Source organism: Pseudomonas sp. PvP009 (assembly GCF_017832995.1).
Lineage (GTDB): Bacteria > Pseudomonadota > Gammaproteobacteria > Pseudomonadales > Pseudomonadaceae > Aquipseudomonas > Aquipseudomonas syringae.
The window spans coordinates 1,514,107-1,531,370 of sequence record NZ_JAFIBG010000001.1; the positions used below are offsets into that span (position 1 = coordinate 1,514,107).

Consider the following 17,264-nt stretch of genomic DNA (forward strand, 5'->3'; position numbering starts at 1 on the left):
GCGATCCTGCACAAATGTCACATTGGCTCCATCGGGAAAATTGTTTCTCGTTGCACTCGGCTAACAGTTCATTTGCTTCTATGATCTCTAGTGAGTGATGAGTACGGATCGACTGCCGAGTATTTCCCTCAAGGGGGCTCTATGAATAGCAAACTGCAAGAATGGCTCCACGATGTAGGCGTTGCATTGGGTCTGATAGAACGCCCAAAACTGCAACCCATTCCGGTTCGTGCCGACGATGATCGTCGCCGCCAACGCCGGTAAGCCTCTCGCCTGACCCTGGCCACAGGGTAGTGCGCATGTTGAGTTTCGTCGGGGCGCACAGGGCGTCCCGATACAAGGGCCAGCTTTCAATGCTGATGCCCGTGCTTTTCCTCTGACTTTCCCGGTTCCTTTTTCAGCTCATGCAAAATCAGCTTGACGATGCTGTCCAGCGCAAACTGATCTGGTCTGGCGGTTGCCTGTCTTCTGATGGCTTCAGGGAGGGTGAAATCGAAGGCTTCCTCCAGCGCGCTGAAAAAGCGCTCGATATCCTCGTCATCAAGGGCCAGATCGGCGAGCGTTGCGTCATCCTGAATGGCGCTCTTGTCCACTAGAATGATACCCAGGGCGTCGAATACCTTTTGCCTGATTTCTTCGCGATTCATGAAAGCCCCTGATGTGGATCTTGTCAGATACAGCAGGCGTACTTCATTTCTCCAGCCCAGACCCATGAGGCTAGCTCAAATCGCCGTTGCGGCTGCGGATTGCTCCGCCGTTGGGAGGCTGATTTGTTTAAAATGCCTGGCTGTTCGACAGGCGGTTTGCGGCAACGCTGATTCATCGCGCAGTGCAGCCTCTTTAACCTTGTGAGATTGACCGAGTACCCATCGATGTCCCGCGCCCGTTGTGAACGTTGTCTGCGTCCTGCCACGCATTGTCTGTGCGCCCTGATTCCACAGCTGGACAGTCGCACGCGAGTGTTGATCCTGCAGCATCCCGATGAAGTCAGCCATGCCTTGAACACCGCCCGACTGGCCGCGCTCGGTCTGGTCAATGCGCAGTTGTTGGTGGGTGAAGTGTTCGACGATCTGCAGCGGATTCTGAATCCTCCCGGTTATCAGCCTCGATTGCTGTTTCCGGGCGAGGCTGCGCAGACGCTGACGCCTTATGCGCAGGATTCACTGCCCATGCTGCTGGTCGTGCCGGATGGCACGTGGCGCAAGGCGCGCAAGCTGCTGCACCTCAACCCCTTGCTCGCCGAGCTGCCAAGGGTGACGCCGGGCGACGTGCCTGTTTCGCGTTATCGCTTGCGCAAGGCGCCGGGCCCGGAGGCCTTGTCGACGCTCGAGGCCATCGTGCATACCTTGCAGACGCTGGAAGCACCCACCTCGTTCGAGGCGTTGCTGAAGCCGTTCGATGCGTTGATCGAAGGTCAGATTCAGGCCATGGGCAGTGAGACCTACCAGCGCAATCACGGCGGCCAGGGATAAGGAACACAATTCGCGCCGTTAACTGCACCCAGCTGTAACTGTTGCTTTGCCGATCAGCGCCTAGAATGAATGTTCTGTTTTAACCCTCTTGCGGAAGTTGCAATGCATATCTCGTCTGGTCGCTGGGTCTATGGCCTTTGTCTGTCACTGTTGACCGCGCTGCTGTGGGGCATTTTGCCGATCAAGCTCAAGCAGGTGCTGCAGGTGATGGATCCTGTGACAGTGACCTGGTTCCGCCTGGCTGTGTCCGGTGCGCTGTTGTTCATCTGGCTGGCGTCGGTCAAGCGCCTGCCCAGCTTCAAAGTGCTGGGGCGCAAGGGCAGGGTGCTGGTCGGGCTGGCTGTGTTCGGTCTGGTCGGCAACTATGTGCTGTACCTCATTGGCTTGCGCCTGCTGAGCCCGGGCACCACGCAATTGCTGGTTCAGGTCGGTCCGATTTTTCTGCTGATCAGCAGCATCTTTCTGTTCAAGGAGCGTTTCAGTCTGGGGCAGGGTATCGGCCTGATGGTACTGCTGGTGGGCTTCGGATTCTTTTTCAATCAGCGTCTGGTGGAGCTTTTCACCTCGTTGGGTGACTACACCCTGGGCGTGCTGGTGGTGCTCCTGGCCTCGACCATATGGACGTTTTATGGGCTGAGTCAGAAGCAGCTCCTGACGGTATGGAATTCGCTGCAGGTGATGATGGTGATCTACCTGTTTTGCGCGTTGTTGCTCACGCCGTGGGCGCACCCTGCCGAGGCGTTGCTGTTGAGCCCGTTGCAAGGCTGGCTGCTGCTGGCCTGCTGTCTGAACACGCTGGTGGCCTACGGTGCCTTCGCCGAAGCGCTGGCGCACTGGGAGGCTTCGCGGGTTAGTGCGACGTTGGCGCTGACGCCCCTGGTCACGCTAACCGCCGTGGCGGTTGCCGCCTGGCTGTGGCCGGATTACGTGCTGGCTGAAGAGTTGAACATGCTGGGATACGGCGGTGCGCTGCTGGTGGTGGCCGGGTCGGCGCTGACTGCGCTTGGCCCTTCGCTGGTCGCCGGCCTCAAGGCGCGGCTTGCGCAGGCCTGACGTGCGGGTGGTGGGGCAGATCAGCGTCTGCCCAGCCCCTGCGCCTGAATAATCCATTCCTGGCGCTGCTGTTCGCTGGCGCTGTGTACCGGGGCAAACTCGGTCAGGCGTTTGGTCTTGATCCCGCAAAAGCCGAGTATGGTCCGCACCATCTGGCGGTGCGCCGGCGCGCCGTAAATCCATTTAAAGTAGCGCGGCGGCGTGTCCATGGCGACCAGCAGTTCCGCCGTCCGGCCGCGAAGCAGTTCATTGGATGAGTGCTTGCGGCCATGCACCTTGAACGCAAACCCGGGTGTCAGTACCCGGTCGAAAAAGCCAGTCAGCAAGGCAGGCAAGCCGCCCCACCAAACCGGGTAGACGAAGACCAGATGCTCGGCCCAGTGGATCTGACGCTGGGCTTCGAGCAGGTCGGGCTCAAGGGTCTGAGTCTGATCGTAGCCGTTGTGCAGAATCGGATCGAAGTCCAGTTCGCCCAGCTTGATGACCCGCACCACGTGCCCTTCGCCACGCGCGGTCTGCGCATAGGCGTCACCCAGGGCGTGACAGAAACTGATGGCCTTCGGCGTGCCGTAGACCATCAGGATTCGTTTGCCATTACCTTCCAGTGGCGTTGCGCCGCTTCTGGCATCAGCCATTACTGCCTGCCTCGAGCATTTTGTCCGGCCGCACCCAGGCGTCGAACTCTTCATCGGTCAGGTAACCCAGCGCCAATGCCGCCTCGCGCAAGGTCAGACCTTCGGTGTAGGCTTTCTTGGCAATCTGCGCCGACTTGTCATAGCCGATATGCGGATTGAGGGCGGTGACCAGCATCAGGCCGCGCTCCAGGTGCTCGGCCATTTTTTCGCCATCCGGCTCCATGCCCGCGATGCAGTGCTCGTTGAAATTGCTGCAGCCATCGGCCAGCAGGCGAATCGACTGCAGAACGTTATGAATGATCACCGGCTTGTACACGTTCAGTTGCAGGTGACCCTGACTGGCGGCAAAACCGATGGTCACGTCGTTGCCCATGACCTGGCAGGCCAGCATCGACAAGGCCTCGCACTGGGTCGGATTGACCTTGCCGGGCATGATCGAACTGCCTGGCTCATTGGCAGGCAGTCTGACTTCTGCCAGCCCGGCACGTGGGCCTGAGCCCAGCAGGCGCAGGTCGTTGGCGATTTTCATCAGCGTACCGGCCAGCGTCTTCAATGCGCCGGACAGCGCAGCAAGTGGCTCATGACCGGCCAGCGCGGCGAACTTGTTGGGGGCGGTGACGAATGGCAGGCCTGAGAGCGCGGCCAGTTCTGCGGCAATGGCCTCGGCAAACCCTTTGGGTGCATTGAGCCCGGTGCCGACTGCTGTACCGCCCTGAGCCAGCTCGTAGACGGCGGGCAGAGCGGCGCGAATGGCTTTTTCCGCGTAATCGAGTTGCGCGACAAATCCCGACAGCTCCTGGCCGAAGGTGATCGGCGTCGCATCCATCATGTGCGTGCGCCCGGTCTTGACCAGCTTCATGTGCCGCGCGGCCTGTTCGGCCAGACCGCTGGACAATTCGGCAATGGCGGGCAGCAGTTGCTCCTTGACCGCCTGGGCAGTTGCGATGTGCATGGCTGTCGGGAAGCAGTCGTTGGAGCTTTGCGAGCGATTGACATGATCGTTGGGATGGACTGGCGACTTGCCGCCACGACCTTGGCCAGCCAGCTCGTTGGCGCGGCCAGCAATCACCTCGTTGACGTTCATGTTGCTCTGCGTGCCACTGCCGGTCTGCCAGACCACCAGCGGAAATTGCGCGTCATGCTGACCGTCGAGCACTTCGTCGGCGGCCTGCTCGATCAGGCGGGCGATATCGGCAGGCAGATCGCCATTTCGGTCGTTGACCCGTGCGGCGGCTTTCTTGATCAGTGTCAGCGCGTGCAGGACGGGCAGCGGCATTCGCTGGTCGCCAATCGCAAAATTGATCAGTGAGCGTTGGGTCTGCGCGCCCCAGTAGGCATCTTCGGGGACTTCGATCGGGCCAATGCTATCGGTTTCGGTGCGGCTCACTGGTCTTACTCCTTTAAGTACGTTGCAGGGTTAGGTGTCCATATGCCCACAGGGTTCCCGCGCAGTGCTTTTTAACCGCTGGGTGAACCGGGGGTTGAGCCAAAAGCCCAGATAAGCGCAGAATGGTCGGCCCTGGGGTAATGCCTCGTTTGCTAGATAAGGAAACTCGATGACCCGTCTTCGTGCCATTTGTACCGCGGTAGCCCTGGTCTGTGCCAGCGGCCAGGTCTTCGCCGACACCGCCAGTCACAACGCGAGCGCCGAAACGTTCCTGAAGCTTGCCAACGCCGATCGCCTGGGCGCTCCGGTCTACGCTCAGGTTCAGCAGATGTTCGCTCAGCGTTTTGCTGAAACCAAGGCACCTGCGTCGAAAAAAGCCCTGCTTGAAACCTATCAGGCCAAGGCCAACACCGCTCTGGACCAAGCCATTGGCTGGAACAAGCTCAAGCCTGAGATGGTCAAGCTGTACACCGCCAACTTCACCGAAAGCGAGCTGAAGGATCTGGTTGCGTTCTACCAGTCGCCACTGGGCAAGAAAGTGATGACCAAGATGCCTGAGCTGGCTCAGCAGTCGGCCCAACTGACCCAGAGCAAGCTGGAAAGCGCTGTTCCGGTCGTCAACAAGCTGCTGGCTGACATGACTGCCGAACTGGAACCTGCCAAGGCAGCTGCTCCGGCTCCGGCCAAAAAGCCCTGACAGGCGATTTCCATCATGACCATGCAACAACGAATCGAGTCGGCGCTTGCGCTGCTGCAACCGCATCACCTGCAAGTGCTCGACGAGAGTTATATGCACAGTCGTGGTCAGCAGACCCATTACAAGGCTGTTCTGGTCAGTGATCAGTTTCAGGGCCTGAACTCGGTCAAGCGGCACCAGAAGGTTTACGCCACGCTGGGCCCGCTCATGGGCGAGTTTCATGCACTGGCGTTGCACACTTACACGCCTGAAGAATGGTCGAAGATCGGTGCAGCGCCTGCTTCGCCGACCTGTGCCGGCGGGCATTGATCAGGGCTTTTTACTGATCCGGCCCCCTTGCTGGGGCGATTGCCCCGCCGAGCTGCCTGCTGTACTCCGGTTTTTGCTAGAATCCGCACCGCGCCGCCTGGCCGGTGCGTTTTTTTGGTCCGCAATTTTTTACCCGGTAGGCCCTTTGCGAGGGTCGCCACTGGAGAGATACATGACTCAAGAGCCGATGACTCAGCCGATCGTCGTGGCTGCGCTGTACAAGTTCGTTACCCTCAGCGATTACGTGGAACTGCGCGAGCCGCTGTTGCAGGCGATGATCGACAACGGCATCAAGGGCACGCTGTTGATCGCCGACGAGGGCATCAACGGCACGGTGTCCGGCAGTCGCGAAGGCATCGATGGCCTGATGGCGTGGTTGAAGAACGACCCGCGCCTGGTCGACATCGACCACAAGGAATCCTACTGCGACGAGCAGCCGTTCTATCGCACCAAGGTCAAGCTCAAGAAAGAGATCGTGACCCTGGGCGTCGAAGGCGTCGACCCGAACAAGAGCGTCGGTACGTACGTAGAGGCCAAGGACTGGAACGACCTGATCAGCGATCCCGAAGTACTACTGATCGATACTCGCAACGATTACGAAGTCTCGATCGGCACCTTCGAGGGCGCCATCGATCCGAAAACCACGTCGTTTCGAGAGTTTCCGGAATACATCAAGGCGCATTTCGACCCGGCAGTACACAAGAAAGTCGCCATGTTCTGCACCGGTGGCATCCGCTGCGAAAAAGCGTCGAGTTACATGCTCGGCGAGGGCTTCGAAGAGGTCTATCACCTCAAGGGCGGCATTCTCAAGTATCTGGAAGAGGTCCCTGAGCAGGAAAGTCACTGGCGCGGCGAGTGTTTCGTGTTCGACAATCGGGTCACGGTGCGACACGACCTGACCGAAGGCGATTATGATCAGTGCCACGCCTGCCGTACGCCTATCAGTGCCGAGGACCGCGCCAGCGAGCATTACTCGCCGGGCGTCAGTTGTCCGCATTGCTGGGATTCGCTGAGCGAGAAGACGCGTCGCAGCGCCATCGACCGGCAAAAGCAGATCGAACTGGCCAAGGCACGTAACCAGCCTCATCCGATCGGTCGCAACTATCGTTTACCCTCCGAGGCCTGAGCCATGTCTGCCCGCCTGATCTATGTCATGGACCCGATGTGTTCCTGGTGCTGGGGCTTTGCCCCGGTTGCCGACGCGTTGGTGCAACAGGCTCGGGCGGCGGGCGTGCCGCTGCATCTGGTGATGGGCGGGCTGCGCTCCGAAGGTGCGGCGCTGGAGCCTGCCAAACGTCGTTACATTCTTGAACACTGGCAGGCGGTAGAAGAGGCCACCGGTCAGCCGTTTTGTCGCGAAGGTGCGCTGCCGGAAGGGTTTGTCTACGACACTACACCTGCCTGCCTGGCCGTCACTGCGGCACGGCAGCTGGACCCGGATCGCGCCTGGCAACTGGTCGGACTCATCCAGCGGGCTTTCTATAGCGAAGCCCGTGACGTGACGCGTCCGTCATTGCTGGCTGAGCTCGCGGAGCAGACGGGGCTGTCGCGTCAGGCATTTGCCGATGAGTTTGAAAGTCCTCAGCGGCAAGCGGCCACCGCTGCCGATTTTGCCTGGGCACAGGATCTGGGCATTGCCGGCTTCCCGACCCTGCTGGCCGAGCGCAATGGTCAGCTGGCGCTGCTGACCAACGGTTATCAGCCACTGAGCAGCCTTTCGCCCTTGCTGGGTCGATGGCTGGAGCGTGCAGCCAGTGCAGGATGAGGTGACTGAGGCTGCCCGACCGTCGCACGCCACGCGCAGCGATGCATTGAGCTGGGCCGAGATCCGTCGTCTCGCCTTGCGGCATAAAAAGTCCCTGTGGCTGGCCAACGGTGTCGCGGTGCTGGCCACACTGTGCAGTGTGCCTATCCCGTTGCTGCTGCCGTTGCTGGTCGACGAGGTGTTGCTGGGCCGTGGCGATGCTGCGCTCAAGGTCATGGATCACCTACTGCCTGGCAGCTGGCAAAAGGCGGCGGGCTACATTGGCCTGATGCTGTCGTTAACGCTGGTGCTGCGGGTCGGAGCGCTGGTGTTCAATGTGTTGCAGGCGCGGCTGTTCGCCGGGCTGGCCAAGGACATCGTCTATCGTATCCGGCTGCGGCTGATCGAGCGGCTCAAGCGCATTTCCCTGCGTGAATACGAAAGCCTGGGCAGCGGCACGGTGACCACGCACCTGGTCACCGATCTGGATACGCTGGACAAGTTCGTCGGTGAAACCCTCAGTCGTCTGCTGGTGGCCACGCTGACCCTGGCAGGCACCGCGGGCATTCTGATGTGGATGCACTGGAAGCTGGCACTGCTGATTATGCTGTTCAACCCGCTGGTCATCCTGCTTACGGTAAAACTGGGCAAGCGCGTCAAGCACCTCAAGAAGCTGGAGAACGACAGCACATCGCGGTTTACCCAGGCGCTGAGCGAGACGCTGGATGCGATTCAGGAAGTCAGGGCAGGGAACCGACAAGGCTTCTTTCTGGGGCGCCTGGGCGTGCGCGCGCAGGAAGTGCGTGACTACGCAATCAATTCACAATGGAAAAGCGACGCCTCGGGCCGTGCCAGCGGGCTGCTGTTCCAGTTCGGTATCGATATCTTTCGCGCCGCGGCAATGCTTACCGTGTTGTTCTCGGACCTGTCCATTGGGCAGATGCTCGCGGTGTTCAGCTACCTGTGGTTCATGATGACGCCGGTGGAGCAACTGCTGAACCTGCAATACGCCTACTACGCAGCCGGCGGAGCTCTGACGCGCATCAACGAGCTGCTGGCGCGTGCCGACGAGCCGCAATATGCCGGTGGCACCGACCCGTTCGAGGGCAAGGAAACAGTAGGGGTCGAAGTGCGTGGCCTGACTTTCGGCTATGGCGAAGACCTGGTGCTGGACCAGTTGAACCTGAACATCGCGCCGGGAGAAAAGGTCGCCATTGTCGGTGCCAGCGGCGGCGGCAAGAGCACCCTGGTGCAGTTGCTGCTCGGGCTCTATACGGCCCGTACCGGGGTGATCCGTTTTGGCGGCGTCAGCCAGCAGGATATCGGCCTGGAGACCGTGCGTGAGAACGTCGCCGTGGTGCTGCAGCATCCGGCCCTGTTCAATGACACCGTACGCGCCAACCTGACCATGGGCCGTGACTGCAGCGATGAAGACTGCTGGCGCGCGCTGGAGGTTGCGCAACTCGACCCTGCGATCCGCGATCTGCCACAAGGTCTGGACAGCGTTGTCGGACGCTCTGGGGTCAGAATGTCGGGTGGCCAGCGCCAGCGCATGGCCATCGCGCGCATGGTGCTGTCCGACCCCAAAGTGGTGATCCTCGATGAGGCCACCTCGGCGCTGGACGCTGCCACCGAGTACAACCTGCATCAGGCGCTCGCACGTTTTCTACGCAGCCGCACGACGCTGATCATTGCCCATCGCCTGTCGGCCGTGAAGCAGGCTGACCGGGTGCTGGTGTTCGATGGCGGGCGTATTGTTGAAGACGGTGACCATCAGCAGTTGATTGCCGATGGAGGTCTGTACGCCAAACTGTACGGACATTTGCAACAAATCTGATGTGCGAAGCCTCGATCAGCGCACAGGTTGGCTCGATTGCGGGAGAATCACCTGCCATCACGGGCGAATTTAGCCTAGTCTCTGCGCTAGACGTTTATTCAGGCATGTGGTGACGTGAAACCCATGAAGCAAGCATGGACCTTCTCCAAGCCCCGTCTGTTGGGCATCGTGTGGCCTTTCATTGCCGTCGCCCTGTTTCAGGCGTTGCTGGGGTGCGTCAGTCTCTACACCATGTCTGCGGTACGCAGCTATGTGGCGGGGGAGAGCCTCTGGTCCAAGGGGCAGAAGGACGCCATTCACTACCTGAGCCTGTACGCCAGCCGTCACGATGAGCGTGACTACCTCAAGTATCAAAAAGCCTTTTCCGTACCTCAGGGCGGCCAGGCGCTACGCAAAGCCCTTGATCAGCCCAACCCGTCGCTGGCCGATGCCAGAAGTGGAATCATTCAAGGCGGCAATCACCCGGACGATGTAAACGGCATCATCTGGATGTACCTGAATTTCCATAGCTTCAGCTTCATGAAGCAGGTCATCCATTTCTGGGAAGTGGGTGACGGCTACCTCATGCAGCTCGACGAGCTTGCGCGTCATATTCATGAGCGGGTCGGGCAGGGCGCTGTGAGCGCCGCCGAGGTCGACCAATGGCGCGAGCAGATCAATGTGATCGATGAAGGCGTAACGCCTGCTGCGCGCGCTTTCAGTGATGCACTGGGCGAAGGCTCCAGGCTGATCCTCAACCTGTTGATAGCGGTCAACCTGGTCACCGCCGTGTTACTGATTCTCTTGGCGCTGCTGCGGGTGCGACGTCTGATCGTTCAGCGGCGTGTATTTGCCGATGCCCTGCAACTGGAGAAGGAGCGCGCACAGATCACGCTGGAGTCTATCGGCGACGGGGTGATCACCATCGATGTGGCCGGCGCCATTGTTTACATGAACCCTGCCGCAGAGGGCCTCACCCATTGGAAAAGTACTCAGGCCAGCGGGCTTCCTCTGGCTGCACTGTTCAATCTGCTGGATGAAAACGATCAGAAGGACCAGTCAACGCTGGTCGAGCAGATCATCACCGGCAAACTCAAGGGCGGCAGCGCCAACAGCAAGCTGATTCAGCGGCTTGATGGCAGCACGGTGTCGGTCGCGCTGGTGGGTACGCCGATCTACACCGAAGGCGTGATCAGTGGTGCGGTGCTGGTGCTGCATGACATGACCCAGGAGCAGCAGTACATCGCCGATCTGTCCTGGCAGGCTGCCCATGATCCGCTGACGGGGCTGGTCAACCGCAGTGAATTCGAACGCCGCTTGCAGCGAGTGCTCGATGAAGACTGCGGTCAGGGCCGCAGCCACTGCCTGATGTTTCTCGATCTGGATCAGTTCAAGCTGGTCAATGATACCGGTGGCCATGCGGCGGGTGATGAGCTATTGCGTCAGCTTTGCCGGGCCTTGCCGCAGGGTTTGCGTGACGGCGACACGCTGGCCCGGCTGGGAGGTGACGAATTCGGTGTGTTGTTGGTCGATTGTCCCGCCGAAACGGCGCTCGATATTGCCGAGGCGTTGCGCGAGGCGGTGCAGCGTCTGCATTTCATGTGGAAAGGCCGGCCATTCATGGCTACCGTCAGTATTGGCCTGGTGCACCTCGGCGACACGCCTGCGTCTCTGGAAGGATCATTGTCGGCCGCTGACATGGCTTGCTATATGGCCAAGGAAAGAGGTCGCAATCGGGTCCAGGCCTACAGTGTGGATGATCTGACGCTGTCGATGCGTTTTGGCGAGATGGCCTGGATACAGCGCCTGCATATGGCCATGGACGAGAATCGCTTTTGCCTTTATGCGCAGGAAATCGCTTCGATAAAGGGCGAGTCGGGTGAAGTACGACACATTGAAATCCTCCTGCGCCTGCGCGACGAGTCCGGGCGAATGGTCGTCCCGGACAATTTCATTCCGGCCGCCGAGCGCTACGGACTCATGACCACCCTGGATCGCTGGGTGGTACACAATGTGTTCAAAGTCATAGCTCAGTGCCAGAGTGATGATCGGCATCAGGTGCCACAGGCGCTATGTGCTATAAATTTGTCAGGATCGAGTATCGGAGATGATACGTTCCTCGAATACCTGAAACAGCAATTCGAGACGTTTGCCGTATCGCCCGGGATGATCTGCTTCGAGATCACCGAGACCAGTGCGATTGCCGACCTGCAAAGTGCGATCAGATTCATCAACGAGTTGAAGGGATTGGGCTGTCAGTTTTCCCTTGATGATTTCTGCTCGGGCATGTCGTCCTTTGCCTATCTCAAGCATTTGCCGGTGGATTTCCTGAAGATCGATGGCAGTTTTGTAAAGGACATGCTCGACAACCCGATCAACAAGGCGATGGTCGAGGTGATCAACAATATCGGTCATGTCATGGGCAAACGCACCATTGCGGAGTACGTTGAGACGCCGCAGATCGAAGCTGCGTTGCAGGAAATGGGCGTGGATTTTGCACAGGGCTATCTGATTTCCCGCCCTGAATTGTTCACTTGCGAGAGTCTTTATATTCAGCCCGTACGGCCTGACCCCCTGATGTTCGGCGCGCCAGGAACGCTACGTTAATCAGTTGAAACCCTCATAAGGAGATACCCCAGTGATCGACGCTTTCGAAAGAACCGGTCCGCTCATGGAAGCCAGCAGTTATCCGGCCTGGGCGCAGCATTTGATCAAGGATTGCAGCGCTGCAAAAGCGCGGGTGGTCGAGCACGAGTTGTACCAGCAAATGCGTGACGCGAAGTTGAGTCCGCAGATCATGCGTCACTACCTGATCGGCGGGTGGCCAGTCGTCGAGCAGTTTGCGGTGTACATGGCCAAGAATCTCACCAAGACCCGTTTCGGTCGTCACCCGGGTGAAGACATGGCGCGCCGCTGGCTGATGCGCAATATCCGTGTCGAACTCAATCATGCCGACTACTGGGTGAACTGGTGTGCGGCCCATGAAGTGACGCTTGAAGACTTGCACGATCAGCGGGTAGCGCCAGAGTTGCACGCGCTGAGCCACTGGTGCTGGCAGACCAGCTCGTCAGATTCGCTGGCCGTGGCGATGGCGGCTACCAACTACGCCATTGAGGGGGCGACCGGCGAATGGTCGGCCGTGGTCTGCTCCAGCGGTGTGTACGCCGAAGCCTTTCCTGAAGAGACACGCAAGAAAGCCATGAAGTGGCTCAAGATGCATGCACAGTACGACGACGCGCACCCTTGGGAGGCGCTCGAGATTATTTGTACGTTGGTGGGTAGCAAGCCGAGTGTGCAATTGCAGGCCGAGCTGCGTCAGGCCGTTACCAAAAGCTACGACTATATGTACCTGTTTCTTGAACGTTGCATGCAGATGGACAGGGTCAAGCCGCGAGGACGTGTTGCCGCGCTGGAGGCGTAAGGACGGGCGAGACGGCAGGAGAGAGTGCTAGCTTGCCATGGCGATACGATTGCGGCCTTCGCGCTTGGCGACGTACAGAGCATTGTCCGCACGACGCAGCAGGCTGTCGGCTGTTTCAGTCGGCAGCAGTGTCGAGCAACCCAGGCTGACAGTCATGGTCAATGCCGGGCTAAGCTCGCGAAACTCGAGATTTCGCACGGCCTGGCACAGACGCTGACCAATCAGTTCGGCAGAATCGGCGCCAGTGTTGGAAAGAATCACCACGAACTCTTCACCGCCATAGCGGAACACCCGGTCGATATTGCGCAGTTGTGCCTTAAGGCTCTGCGCGACGGTCTTCAGCACATCGTCACCGGTGTGATGACCGTATTCATCATTCACTTTCTTGAAGTGGTCGATATCCAGCATCAGCAGGGACAAGGGTTGCTTGTGGCGACGTGAAATCTCGATTTCACGGGCCAGGCTCTGATCCATGGCGATGCGATTGCCGGTGCTGGTCAGCGGGTCACGCAGGGCAGTCTGGGTAGCAATGCGGTACAGCAGCGCATTCAGCAACGGGTACACCAGGCACACCAGCAGGGATTCGAGGTCGCTCAGTTGCCGCGTATCGAATGGCCTGGAGCCCTGAAACTCCAGTTCGCCGATGCATTTGCCTTCGTGACGCAGATGAAAACTGGCGCTGTCGGATGACATCTCGCCCAGACGCAGGTGCAAGTCGCTTTCGATATGTCGATACATCAGACCGCTCAATGGCAGGAACCGTTGTACGCCTTGAAAGAACAGGGTCAGTATCCGCTCGGCTTCCAGACTGGTCTGCAATTGTCGCCCAAGCTGATAGATCAGCTCGGGCAGTGACGGGGGGGGAAGCACGGCGTCAGGTCGATTTCTAAAACCCAGGCGCTGCAGTTCAGCCGTATCGAAATCGATTGCATGGGTCTGGGTAGGAAAATTCATCTCTTCGCTCCTCAGCACATATTGCTGGCTTGGCTGGGTTAGAGGGGACGTGGTGCCATTCGGTTCATTTTTGGCCAGACTTATTAAAATCAGTGGTTTAGCTGACGCCATCTCTCTGACAGTGGCCCCGGATCGGCAATTCCTTGACTTAAAAAGCCGCTCGAAACAGCCTTTGTGACGGTTTTTCGTCACAACGGCCTTTTCCCTTCACTGGGCATTCAATGCCTGCCCGTTGATGCCTTTGCTGTCCGGCCCCATCAGGTACAGATAGACCGGCATGATCTCTTCAGGTGCCGGATTGTTCTGCGGGTTTTCATCAGGGTAGGCCTGCGCGCGCATGCCGGTACGGGTCGCGCCGGGGTTGATGCTGTTGGCGCGGACCGTGCTGACGCCTTCCAGCTCGTCAGCGAGGGTTTGCATCAGACCTTCGGTGGCAAACTTCGACACGCCGTAAGCGCCCCATTGTGCGCGCCCTTTGCGGCCCACGCTGCTGGAGGTGAAGGCTATCGATGCATCCTCCGAACGCTGAAGCAGCGGCAGCAGTGCCTGGGTGAGCATGAAGGTGGCGTTGACGTTGACGTGCATGACCTCCATGAAGTCTTCGCCGGGCAGGTGCTCCACTGAGGTACGCGGGCCGATGATCGAGGCGTTGTGCAGCAGCCCGTCAAGACGGCCGACTGTGCGCTCGATCATGGTCGCCAGCGCTTGATACTGCGCAGGGTCGGCGCTTTGCAGATCGAAGGGTATGACCAACGGCTGCGGCTGGCCTGCTGCATTTATCTCGTCATGGACCTGCGCCAGGCTGGCTTCGGTCCTGCCCAGCAGCAGGACGGTGGCGCCATGCGCTGCGTAGGCTTTGGCGGCTGCGGCACCGATGCCGCGAGCGGCGCCAGTGACCAGAATGATCCGGCCCTTGAGCAGTTCCGGGTGCGCGGAGTAATCAAACATGTAAAGCCTCGTTTAGCAGCTGCACAGTGCGTTATCCAGCACCTTGCGCAATTCCAGCGGATGATCGACCACCACGTCGGCACCCCAGTGATCCGGGTTGTCGTCGGGGTGGATATAGCCGTAGCGCACGGCGGCGGTCTTTGTGCCGGCGTCGCGCCCGGACTCAATGTCGCGCAGGTCATCGCCTACGAACAGAACGCTGGCCGGGTCCAGGTCAAGCATCCGGCAGGCCAGAATCATCGGTTCCGGGTGTGGCTTGCTGTGTGTGACATGGTCAGGGCAGATCAGCAGCGCCGAGCGTTCCGACAGGCCGAGCCGCTCCATGATGTGTTGGGCAAAGCGCACCGGTTTGTTGGTCACCACACCCCAGATCAGCCCCGCCTTTTCGATGTCGGCCAGCAGTTCGTCCATGCCGTCGAACAGTTTGCTGTGGACGGCGCATTCACGCTGATAGCGTTCCAGAAACTCCAGGCGCAATGCCTCGAATTGTGGATCTTCGGGTGACATCGCAAAGCTGGCCGCGACCATGGCTCTGGCACCGCCGGAAACTTCGTCGCGGATCAGTTTGTTCGGCACCGCAGGCAGGTTACGATCGGCAAGCATTGCCTGGGCGATGGCGATGAAGTCCGGTGCGGTGTCGAGCAGGGTGCCGTCCATGTCGAATAAAACCGCTCTCAGGCGCATCAATCATGCCTCCCGCAGGGTCTGGATCATGTAGTTGACGCCGACATCGGAGGTCAACTTGTAATGCTTGGTCAGCGGGTTGTAGGTCAGGCCGATGACGTCCTTGACCTGCAGGCCGGCGTCACGGCTCCAGGCGCCCAGCTCGGAAGGGCGGATGAATTTCTTGAAGTCGTGAGTGCCGCGTGGCAGCAGGTTGAGGATGTATTCGGCGCCGACCACGGCGAACAGATAGGCTTTCGGGTTACGGTTGATGGTCGAGAAGAACACCTGGCCGCCAGGCTTGACCATGCGGTAGCAGGCGCGGATCACCGAGGATGGGTCCGGCACGTGCTCGAGCATTTCCAGGCAGGTCACTACATCGTATTGCTCGGGCATTTCTTCGGCCATGTCCTCGGCGGTGATCTGTCGATACTCGACGCTGACACCCGATTCGAGCTGATGCAGCTGCGCAACTGCCAGCGGCGCTTCGCCCATGTCGATGCCGGTCACCGTGGCGCCGCGCAAAGCCATCGCCTCGCTGAGAATGCCGCCGCCGCAGCCGACGTCCAGCACCTTCTTGCCCGCCAGGCCGACACGCTCGTCGATCCAGTTGACGCGCAGCGGGTTGATGTCATGCAGCGGCTTGAATTCGCTTTCGCGGTCCCACCAGCGATGGGCCAGGGCCTCGAATTTGGCGATTTCTGCGCGGTCGACGTTGCTCATGGGTGTCCCTCTTGAACTCAAAATTCTTTTTCATCAGTCAGGGTTATAGATAAGCCTGACTGGCATGTGTTCGGTCCGAATCGAATTATTCGGCTTTACCGGAAATACGCTGGCCCCACGCGATCGCGGTGTCGCGCAAAGCGTGTTCATCCATGCGGGTCAGCTGGCGAGCGTCGAGCAATTGCTTGCCGGCCACCCAGACATGACTCACGCAATCGCGGCCAGTGGCATATATAAGCTGCGATACCGGATCGTAGATCGGTTGCTGGGCCAGGCCCGACAGGTCGAAAGCGACCATGTCCGCCGCCTTGCCGATCTCCAGCGAGCCGGTCTCGGCCTGAATACCCAGGGCGCGAGCGCCATTCAGCGTTGCCATGCGCAGCGCGCGGTGTGCATCCAGCGCCGTAGCCGAGCCAGCAACAGCCTTGGCCAGCAAGGCGGCGGTTCGGGTTTCGCCGAGCAGATCCAGGTCATTGTTGCTGGCGGCACCGTCGGTGCCCACCGCAACGTTCACACCGGCCTGCCACAGTCGTTCAACCGGGCAGAAACCGCTGGCCAGCTTGAGATTGGATTCCGGGCAATGAATGACGTTGGTATTGCTTTCCACCAACAGGGCCAGATCGTCGTCGCTGATCTGGGTCATGTGCACGGCCTGGAAGCGCGGCCCGAGCATGCCCAGTCGGTTGAGGCGGGCGAGGGGGCGTTCCTGGCGCTGTTCGACAGCCTGCTCGACTTCAAATGCGGTCTCGTGGACGTGCATCTGGATCGTGGCGTCCAGCTCGTCGGCGATTACCCGGACCTTCTCCAGGTTCTCATCGCTCACGGTATAGGGCGCATGCGGGCCGAAGGCGATCTTGATGCGTGGATGATGGGCGAGATCGTTGAACAGTTCGATGCCGTTGTGCAGGGCTTCAGCCGTGGTATGGGCACCTGGAATCGGAAAATCCAGCACCGGGACGGTGATCTGCGCACGCATGCCGCTGGCGTGGACGCGTTCGGCGGCCACCTTGGGGTAGAAATACATGTCGGAGAAACAGGTGATGCCGCCCTTGAGCTGCTCGGCGATGGCCAGGTCTGTGCCGTCACGCACAAAGTCTTCATCGACCCACTTGCCTTCGGCAGGCCAGATATGGTCCTGCAGCCAGGTCATCAGTGGCAGGTCATCGGCCAGCCCGCGAAACAGGGTCATCGCCGCATGGCCGTGGGCGTTGATCAGGCCGGGGCTGAGCAGCATGCCGGGCAGTTCCTGCACCTGCACGGCGTTTTGCCGCAGCGCTTCGGCACGTGGACCGATATAGACGATACAGCCATCGCGAATGCCGATGCCGTGGTCCTTGAGCACGACGCCTGCGGGCTCGACCGGCACCAGCCAGGCGGGCAGGAGCAAAAGGTCGAGCGGTGCTGTAGCGTTCGGCATGAGAAGGTTTCCATCGTTTATTACG

General features: G+C 59.8%; 18 protein-coding genes. 10 read left to right on the forward strand and 8 right to left on the reverse strand.

The annotated features are described in order from the left end of the window. Window positions 1-141: 141 nt before the first annotated feature. Window positions 142-264, forward strand: coding sequence for a PA1414 family protein (locus JOE29_RS25580; RefSeq protein WP_003418154.1), 123 nt, complete (start codon window positions 142-144; stop codon window positions 262-264). Between the two features lie 86 nt (window positions 265-350). Here JOE29_RS25580 and JOE29_RS06650 read toward each other — a convergent pair whose 3' ends face one another. After that, window positions 351-647, reverse strand: a complete 297-nt coding sequence (locus JOE29_RS06650) for a hypothetical protein (RefSeq protein WP_003342779.1) — start codon at window positions 645-647, stop codon at window positions 351-353. Window positions 648-872: 225 nt separating this feature from the next. Here JOE29_RS06650 and JOE29_RS06655 point away from each other — a divergent pair, with 225 nt between their 5' ends. Together JOE29_RS06655 and JOE29_RS06660 are read left to right on the forward strand one after the other, a co-directional pair. Continuing rightward, window positions 873-1,472 (forward strand): DTW domain-containing protein, encoded by a 600-nt coding sequence (locus JOE29_RS06655; protein WP_057406734.1) that lies wholly within the window; start codon window positions 873-875, stop codon window positions 1,470-1,472. A 102-nt stretch (window positions 1,473-1,574) separates the two neighbouring features. Further along, complete coding sequence (locus JOE29_RS06660) at window positions 1,575-2,525, forward strand: DMT family transporter (protein WP_210079158.1); 951 nt, start codon at window positions 1,575-1,577, stop codon at window positions 2,523-2,525. 20 nt (window positions 2,526-2,545) lie between these two features. On the opposite strand, the gene JOE29_RS06665 is transcribed toward JOE29_RS06660, so the two are convergent. Together JOE29_RS06665 and JOE29_RS06670 are read right to left on the reverse strand one after the other, a co-directional pair. Then, complete coding sequence (locus tag JOE29_RS06665) at window positions 2,546-3,160, reverse strand: NAD(P)H-dependent oxidoreductase (protein ID WP_003342771.1); 615 nt, start codon at window positions 3,158-3,160, stop codon at window positions 2,546-2,548. Then, window positions 3,153-4,547, reverse strand: a complete 1,395-nt coding sequence (locus JOE29_RS06670) for a class II fumarate hydratase (RefSeq protein ID WP_003342769.1) — start codon at window positions 4,545-4,547, stop codon at window positions 3,153-3,155. The genes JOE29_RS06665 and JOE29_RS06670 overlap by 8 nt, the downstream gene beginning before the upstream one ends. A gap of 169 nt (window positions 4,548-4,716) precedes the next feature. Here JOE29_RS06670 and JOE29_RS06675 point away from each other — a divergent pair, with 169 nt between their 5' ends. The 7 genes from JOE29_RS06675 (at window position 4,717) to JOE29_RS06705 (ending at window position 12,534) form a co-directional block, all read left to right on the forward strand. Continuing rightward, window positions 4,717-5,244 carry a DUF2059 domain-containing protein gene (locus tag JOE29_RS06675; RefSeq protein ID WP_003314637.1) on the forward strand — a complete coding sequence of 176 codons (528 nt, stop codon included), beginning with the start codon at window positions 4,717-4,719 and terminating at the stop codon, window positions 5,242-5,244. A 15-nt stretch (window positions 5,245-5,259) separates the two neighbouring features. Beyond that, a complete protein-coding gene (locus JOE29_RS06680; protein ID WP_044312336.1) occupies window positions 5,260-5,553 on the forward strand; it encodes a BolA/IbaG family iron-sulfur metabolism protein in 294 nt (97 codons plus the stop codon). A 187-nt stretch (window positions 5,554-5,740) separates the two neighbouring features. Next, window positions 5,741-6,679, forward strand: a complete 939-nt coding sequence (locus JOE29_RS06685) for a rhodanese-related sulfurtransferase (RefSeq protein ID WP_003424746.1) — start codon at window positions 5,741-5,743, stop codon at window positions 6,677-6,679. Between the two features lie 3 nt (window positions 6,680-6,682). Next, window positions 6,683-7,318 carry a DsbA family protein gene (locus tag JOE29_RS06690; RefSeq protein WP_044312335.1) on the forward strand — a complete coding sequence of 212 codons (636 nt, stop codon included), beginning with the start codon at window positions 6,683-6,685 and terminating at the stop codon, window positions 7,316-7,318. Then, entirely contained in the window at window positions 7,308-9,134 is a 1,827-nt protein-coding gene (locus JOE29_RS06695) for an ABC transporter ATP-binding protein (protein ID WP_058444712.1), read from the forward strand. The genes JOE29_RS06690 and JOE29_RS06695 overlap by 11 nt, the downstream gene beginning before the upstream one ends. 123 nt (window positions 9,135-9,257) lie before the next feature. Next, complete coding sequence (locus JOE29_RS06700) at window positions 9,258-11,720, forward strand: EAL domain-containing protein (protein ID WP_074997899.1); 2,463 nt, start codon at window positions 9,258-9,260, stop codon at window positions 11,718-11,720. Window positions 11,721-11,751: 31 nt separating this feature from the next. Then, entirely contained in the window at window positions 11,752-12,534 is a 783-nt protein-coding gene (locus JOE29_RS06705) for an iron-containing redox enzyme family protein (RefSeq protein ID WP_003314645.1), read from the forward strand. Between the two features lie 27 nt (window positions 12,535-12,561). Here JOE29_RS06705 and JOE29_RS06710 read toward each other — a convergent pair whose 3' ends face one another. From JOE29_RS06710 to JOE29_RS06730, 5 genes are all read right to left on the reverse strand, one after another. Continuing rightward, on the reverse strand, window positions 12,562-13,488 hold the full coding sequence (locus JOE29_RS06710) for a GGDEF domain-containing protein (protein ID WP_003424751.1): 927 nt from the start codon (window positions 13,486-13,488) through the stop codon (window positions 12,562-12,564). A 207-nt stretch (window positions 13,489-13,695) separates the two neighbouring features. After that, window positions 13,696-14,436 carry a YciK family oxidoreductase gene (locus JOE29_RS06715; protein ID WP_024648749.1) on the reverse strand — a complete coding sequence of 247 codons (741 nt, stop codon included), beginning with the start codon at window positions 14,434-14,436 and terminating at the stop codon, window positions 13,696-13,698. A gap of 12 nt (window positions 14,437-14,448) precedes the next feature. After that, window positions 14,449-15,120 carry an N-acetylmuramic acid 6-phosphate phosphatase MupP gene (mupP, locus tag JOE29_RS06720; RefSeq protein WP_210080004.1) on the reverse strand — a complete coding sequence of 224 codons (672 nt, stop codon included), beginning with the start codon at window positions 15,118-15,120 and terminating at the stop codon, window positions 14,449-14,451. A gap of 3 nt (window positions 15,121-15,123) precedes the next feature. Beyond that, window positions 15,124-15,822, reverse strand: coding sequence for a bifunctional 2-polyprenyl-6-hydroxyphenol methylase/3-demethylubiquinol 3-O-methyltransferase UbiG (gene ubiG, locus JOE29_RS06725; protein WP_003369710.1), 699 nt, complete (start codon window positions 15,820-15,822; stop codon window positions 15,124-15,126). 85 nt (window positions 15,823-15,907) lie between these two features. Beyond that, window positions 15,908-17,239: a TRZ/ATZ family hydrolase gene (locus JOE29_RS06730; RefSeq protein ID WP_003424754.1), complete on the reverse strand. Its 1,332-nt coding sequence runs from the start codon at window positions 17,237-17,239 to the stop codon at window positions 15,908-15,910. Window positions 17,240-17,264: the final 25 nt, after the last annotated feature.

What these genes read in the sequence shown, in the direction of transcription:
- JOE29_RS06650 (WP_003342779.1), bottom strand. Translation starts at nt 647, where the DNA reads ATGAATCGCGAAGAAATCAGGCAAAAGGTATTCGACGCCCTGGGTATC.
- JOE29_RS06655 (WP_057406734.1), top strand. Translation starts at nt 873, where the DNA reads ATGTCCCGCGCCCGTTGTGAACGTTGTCTGCGTCCTGCCACGCATTGT.
- JOE29_RS06685 (WP_003424746.1), top strand. Translation starts at nt 5,741, where the DNA reads ATGACTCAGCCGATCGTCGTGGCTGCGCTGTACAAGTTCGTTACCCTC.
- JOE29_RS06690 (WP_044312335.1), top strand. Translation starts at nt 6,683, where the DNA reads ATGTCTGCCCGCCTGATCTATGTCATGGACCCGATGTGTTCCTGGTGC.
- JOE29_RS06730 (WP_003424754.1), bottom strand. Translation starts at nt 17,239, where the DNA reads ATGCCGAACGCTACAGCACCGCTCGACCTTTTGCTCCTGCCCGCCTGG.
- JOE29_RS25580 (WP_003418154.1), top strand. Translation starts at nt 142, where the DNA reads ATGAATAGCAAACTGCAAGAATGGCTCCACGATGTAGGCGTTGCATTG.
- JOE29_RS06710 (WP_003424751.1), bottom strand. Translation starts at nt 13,488, where the DNA reads ATGAATTTTCCTACCCAGACCCATGCAATCGATTTCGATACGGCTGAA.
- JOE29_RS06700 (WP_074997899.1), top strand. Translation starts at nt 9,258, where the DNA reads ATGAAGCAAGCATGGACCTTCTCCAAGCCCCGTCTGTTGGGCATCGTG.
- JOE29_RS06675 (WP_003314637.1), top strand. Translation starts at nt 4,717, where the DNA reads ATGACCCGTCTTCGTGCCATTTGTACCGCGGTAGCCCTGGTCTGTGCC.
- JOE29_RS06660 (WP_210079158.1), top strand. Translation starts at nt 1,575, where the DNA reads ATGCATATCTCGTCTGGTCGCTGGGTCTATGGCCTTTGTCTGTCACTG.
- JOE29_RS06665 (WP_003342771.1), bottom strand. Translation starts at nt 3,160, where the DNA reads ATGGCTGATGCCAGAAGCGGCGCAACGCCACTGGAAGGTAATGGCAAA.
- JOE29_RS06715 (WP_024648749.1), bottom strand. Translation starts at nt 14,436, where the DNA reads ATGTTTGATTACTCCGCGCACCCGGAACTGCTCAAGGGCCGGATCATT.
- mupP (WP_210080004.1), bottom strand. Translation starts at nt 15,120, where the DNA reads ATGCGCCTGAGAGCGGTTTTATTCGACATGGACGGCACCCTGCTCGAC.
- JOE29_RS06680 (WP_044312336.1), top strand. Translation starts at nt 5,260, where the DNA reads ATGACCATGCAACAACGAATCGAGTCGGCGCTTGCGCTGCTGCAACCG.
- ubiG (WP_003369710.1), bottom strand. Translation starts at nt 15,822, where the DNA reads ATGAGCAACGTCGACCGCGCAGAAATCGCCAAATTCGAGGCCCTGGCC.